General features: G+C 75.1%; 5 protein-coding genes. 3 read left to right on the top strand and 2 right to left on the bottom strand.

Going from position 1 to position 4,376, the window contains the following annotated elements; all coding sequences use genetic code 11:
* Positions 1 to 370: pyridoxal-phosphate dependent enzyme (locus FNQ90_RS13930; protein ID WP_182606673.1), on the bottom strand; the 370-nt coding region annotated here is incomplete at its 3' end.
* A 215-nt stretch (positions 371 to 585) separates the two neighbouring features.
* Here FNQ90_RS13930 and FNQ90_RS13925 point away from each other — a divergent pair.
* From FNQ90_RS13925 to FNQ90_RS13915, 3 genes are all read left to right on the top strand, one after another.
* Positions 586 to 1,797: an amidohydrolase gene (locus tag FNQ90_RS13925; RefSeq protein ID WP_182606672.1), complete on the top strand. Its 1,212-nt coding sequence runs from the start codon at positions 586 to 588 to the stop codon at positions 1,795 to 1,797.
* Between the two features lie 129 nt (positions 1,798 to 1,926).
* On the top strand, positions 1,927 to 2,637 hold the full coding sequence (locus tag FNQ90_RS13920) for a class I SAM-dependent DNA methyltransferase (RefSeq protein WP_182606671.1): 711 nt from the start codon (positions 1,927 to 1,929) through the stop codon (positions 2,635 to 2,637).
* Between the two features lie 173 nt (positions 2,638 to 2,810).
* Positions 2,811 to 3,491 (top strand): zinc ribbon domain-containing protein, encoded by a 681-nt coding sequence (locus FNQ90_RS13915; RefSeq protein ID WP_228471153.1) that lies wholly within the window; start codon positions 2,811 to 2,813, stop codon positions 3,489 to 3,491.
* A 24-nt stretch (positions 3,492 to 3,515) separates the two neighbouring features.
* Here FNQ90_RS13915 and FNQ90_RS13910 read toward each other — a convergent pair.
* Positions 3,516 to 4,376 (bottom strand): response regulator (locus FNQ90_RS13910; protein WP_323379953.1); only part of this gene is annotated, 861 nt, incomplete at its 5' end.

The following is a 4,376-nucleotide window of genomic DNA, read 5'->3' as shown; positions in this document are numbered from 1 at the left end:
GGGCCACCTTCACCGCCGGGGCGGACTCCGGCACGAACACCGTCGCCGGCACGCCGATCCGTCCGGCCGCCCACGCGCACGCCAGGCCGGCGTTCCCGCCCGAGGCGATGACGATCCCGGCGGCCGGGATCCGACCAGCCTCCGCCATGGCGGTGGTGAAGTTCAGCGCGCCGCGCGCCTTGAAGGAACCGGTGTGCTGGAGGTACTCCAGGGCGAACGACATGGGGCCGCCCTCGGGACCCTCCACCGGGACCGACGTCACCGGCCGCACGCCCCCCGCGATCCGTTCCGCGGCGAGCTTCACGTCCCCGTACGCGAGCACACCGTCGGTGTGCGCCCCGGGCACGGGCCCGTTTCCCGATCCGGTCATGTGCCGCTCCCATCGCTCCCCGGGGCCCGCGCCCCGGCGCGCGGGCCCGCCCCGGGCCGTTCCCGACCCTACGGCCTGCCTGAGATCCCCGGCCGGGGGACCCGTACCGGCCCGTTCCGAACCCCCGCACCGGCCCGCGTCGCCCCGGGGCGGCACCTCTCGGAGCCGGCACCGGGGTCTCGGCCCCGAGCCGGGGCCCGGGCTAGGTTCCCCCCATGGACATCGCGATCACCTCCGGATACGTGCTCCCCGTCGACGGCGACCCCATCGAGGGCGGCACGGTCCTCATCGAGAACGGCCGGATCTCCGCCGTCGGCCCCGACGCCGGGGTCACCGTTCCCGACGGCGTGCGGATCATCGACGCCACCGGCAAGTGGGTGCTGCCCGGGCTGGTGGAGGCGCACGGTCACCTCGGAGTGCACGAGGAGGCCGAGGGCTGGGCCGGTCAGGACACCAACGAGATGACCGACCCCAACGGCGCCCGGATGCGCGCCCTGGACGCCATCAACCCCGCCGACACCGGCTTCGCCGACGCCCTCGCCGGCGGCGTCACCACCACCGTCGTCAAGCCCGGCTCCGGCAACCCGATCGGCGGCCAGACCGTCGCGGTGAAGAACTGGGGCCGCACCGTGGACGACATGCTCGTCCGCCAGCCCGTCAGCGTGAAGAGCGCCCTGGGCGAGAACCCCAAGCGGGTCTACGGGGAGAAGAAGCAGCTCCCCTCCACCCGGCAGGGCGTGGCCGCCGTGATCCGCGACGCGTTCACCGCCGCGCAGGACTACCGGGCCCGCCGCGAGCACGCCGCCGCCGAGGGCACGCCCTTCGACCGCGACCCCGGCCTGGAGGTGCTGGTCCGCGTGCTGGACGGGGAGATCCCCTGGTGCCAGCACACCCACCGGGCCGACGACACCGCCACCGCGCTGCGCCTGGCCGACGAGTTCGGGTACCGCCTGATCATCAACCACGCCACCGAGGCGCACCTGATGGCGGACGAGATCGCCCGGCGGGAGGTCCCGGTCATCACCGGTCCGCTGTTCACCACCCGCTCCAAGGTGGAGCTGCGCAACCGGACCCTGGCCAATCCCGGCATCCTCGCCCGCGCGGGCGTGAAGCTGGCGCTGACCACCGACCACCCGGTGGTACCGATCAACTTCCTGATCCTCCAGGCCATCCTCTGCGTCAAGGAAGGGCTGGACCGCGGGACCGCCCTGAGGTCGGTGACCCTCAACCCGGCGGAGATCATGGGCCTGGACGACCGGGTCGGCGCGCTCACCCCCGGCCGGGACGGTGACGTGGTGGTGTGGTCCGGGGACCCCCTGGAGGTGATGAGCCGGCCGCTGCACACCGTGATCGGCGGGCGGGAGGTCTACACCTGGGACGAGGAGCGTCGCGAGGGCACCGTGGCGGACCCCTGGTACCGGGACTGAGCGCGGCCGGGGCCCGCCCGCCGCGGGGCCGCGCGTCGGTGGAGCGGACGCGCGGCCCCGCGCCGGCGGGGCCGGCGGGCCTGCGGGGACGGAGTACGGACCGGGAGGACGAATGGGGATGGCAGCCACATGAACGACGCGAACGACGCGCACGACACGAAGGGCGCGGGAGGCGCCTCCGGCGAACGCCGGGACCGTTGGGCGGAGGTGACCGGGGCCCCGACGGTCTCCGATCGGTACGCGGAGGAGTACGCCGCCCGATTCGCCCGCCTCGCCGCCGAGGGAGGGGACCCCCACGGCGAGGCCCGGTTCTGCGACGCCCTGCTGGCCCGGGGCTCCCGGGTCCTGGACGCCGGCTGCGGCACCGGTCGGGTCGCCGCCCGCCTCGCCGAACTCGGCCACTCCTGCACCGGCGTGGACGTGGACCCCGCCATGCTGGCGGTCGCCCGCCGCACCGCCCCCGGCCCCGACTGGCACCTCGGCGACCTGGTGGCCCTGGACGCGGTGGGCCTGACCCCGGGTTACGACCTGGTCGTCGCCGCCGGGAACGTCATCCCGCTGCTGGCCCCCGGCACCGAGGTCGCGGTGATCGCCCAGCTCGCCCGACTCCTGCGCCCCGGCGGCCTACTGGTGGCCGGAATGGGCCTGACCCCGGATCACCTGCCGCTGGCGGAGGCGCCGTTCGGCGCCGGGGAGTACGACGAGTGGTGCGCGGCGGCCGGGTTGGAGCGGCACGCCCGGTACTCCACGTGGGACGGTTCGCCCTTCGAGCCGGACGCCGGCTACCTGGTGGCCGTGCACGCCCGGCCGGCGGAGCCACTGCTCCCCGAACACCTCTGAGCGACGGCCCGACCCGGGGAGGCGACCGGCCGCCCCCGTCGCGACGGAACGGCGACGAAACCCCGACCGAACCGATGCGGAACCCGTCCCCCCGACCCCCGGGCGGACGGGGAACCGCCCCGTAGACTTTCGCGAACTTCCCGTGTGCGCCGTGGCGGAGATGTGCGCGCCGGATGAGTGATGGGGGTGTGATGAACGAGATCTCGTTCAGTCGTAATCACCGCGACCTGTCCCGTTCCAGCGGGGCGGACGCCGGTTTCCAGTTCGAGTTCCACTGCACCCGGTGCCGGGACGCGTGGCGCTCACCGTTCGAGCCGTACGCCTCGGGGCGGGCCGCCGACTGGCTGCGGCGCGGGGCGGGCATGCTCGGCCAGGTGCTGGGCGGCGGCAACGGCCACCACGTCAGTCGCGCGGCCGACGGCTTCGCCGACGCGGGCTGGGGCAAGGCACGGGACGAGGCGTTCCAACGGGCGATCGACTCGGCGCAGCAGCACTTCAACCGCTGCCCCAAGTGTGTCGGGCAGCTCTGCGGCACCTGCTGGAACCCCGGCCTCGGGCTCTGCCTGGGCTGCGCCCCCGACACCGCGACGGAGGTGTCCGTCGCGCGACACCAGGGACTCAACCGTGAGGCGTCGCGGCGGGCCTCCGAGGTCGGGGAGGTCCGGGCCGCCTCCTGGGACGTGGAGACCGAGCACACCCTGGTCTGCCCGCGCTGTTCCACCGAGGCCCGGGGCGGCCGGTTCTGCCACGGCTGTGGCTACCGGTTGGAGCTGAAGCCGGAGTGCGCGGGTTGCGCCGCCGAACTGCCGCAGGGCGCGGCCTTCTGCCCGGGGTGCGGGCGCCCTGCCGGCTGAGGCGGTCCCGGCCCCGAAACGGGATCAGAGGGCCGGGGACTCCCCGATCGTCCCGGGGCCGCCGGGCGGCCGCGGACGCCCTCCGTCGGGCGCGGGGCGCGGCGGCCCCGGCCGGTCGGGGGAGGTTCCGGAGTCCGGGGACCACGGGGGGCCGGGGGAGCGGTCACGGCCCAGCGCCCAGCTGTAGACGTGCTCCGGTCGTCCCTGGCTGCCGTACCGGGGCGTGCGGTCCGCGACGCCCTGCGCGACCAGGTGCTCCAGGTAGCGGCGGGCGGTGACCCGGGCCGCGCCCAGCTCCTCGCCCGCCTCGGCGGCGGTCACCCCGCGCGGCTCGATCCGCCGCAGCAGATCGACGACGGCGGTCAGCGTGCTGTCGCTCAATCCCTTGGGCACCGGCCCGCCGATGCTGCCGCGCAGCGCGCCGAACGCCCGGTCCAGGTCCTGCTGCGCGGTGTCCCCGGCGGGCGCCAACAGGTGCCGCCGATAGTCGGCGTACCGCTCCAGCTTCTCCCGGAAGGCCGCGAAGCCGAACGGTTTGAGCAGGTACTGCACCACTCCGTGCACCAGCATCGAGCGCACGGTGTCCACGTCCCTGGCCGAGGTGATGGCGATGACGTCCACCAACAGGCCCCGGGCGCGCAGGGCCCGGCAGACCTCCAACCCCGTCATGTCCGGCAGGTAGAAGTCGAGCAGCACCAGATCCACCGGCCGGCGGGCGACCGCCTCCAGCGCCTCGGCGCCCCGGTGCGCGACCCCGACCACGGTGTAACCGGGCACCCGGCCGACGTAGCCGGTGTGGGCCTCGGCGATCAACGGGTCGTCCTCGACGACGAGGGTGCGGATGGCCGTCCCGTCGGGGTCCCGCCGGCCGCCACCGGTGGGTGG

The organism is Streptomyces alkaliphilus (genome assembly GCF_014141535.1).
GTDB lineage: Bacteria > Actinomycetota > Actinomycetes > Streptomycetales > Streptomycetaceae > Streptomyces > Streptomyces alkaliphilus.
The sequence above is the reverse complement of the archived record's forward strand: the minus strand, read 5'-3'. Positions and strand labels throughout refer to the sequence as shown.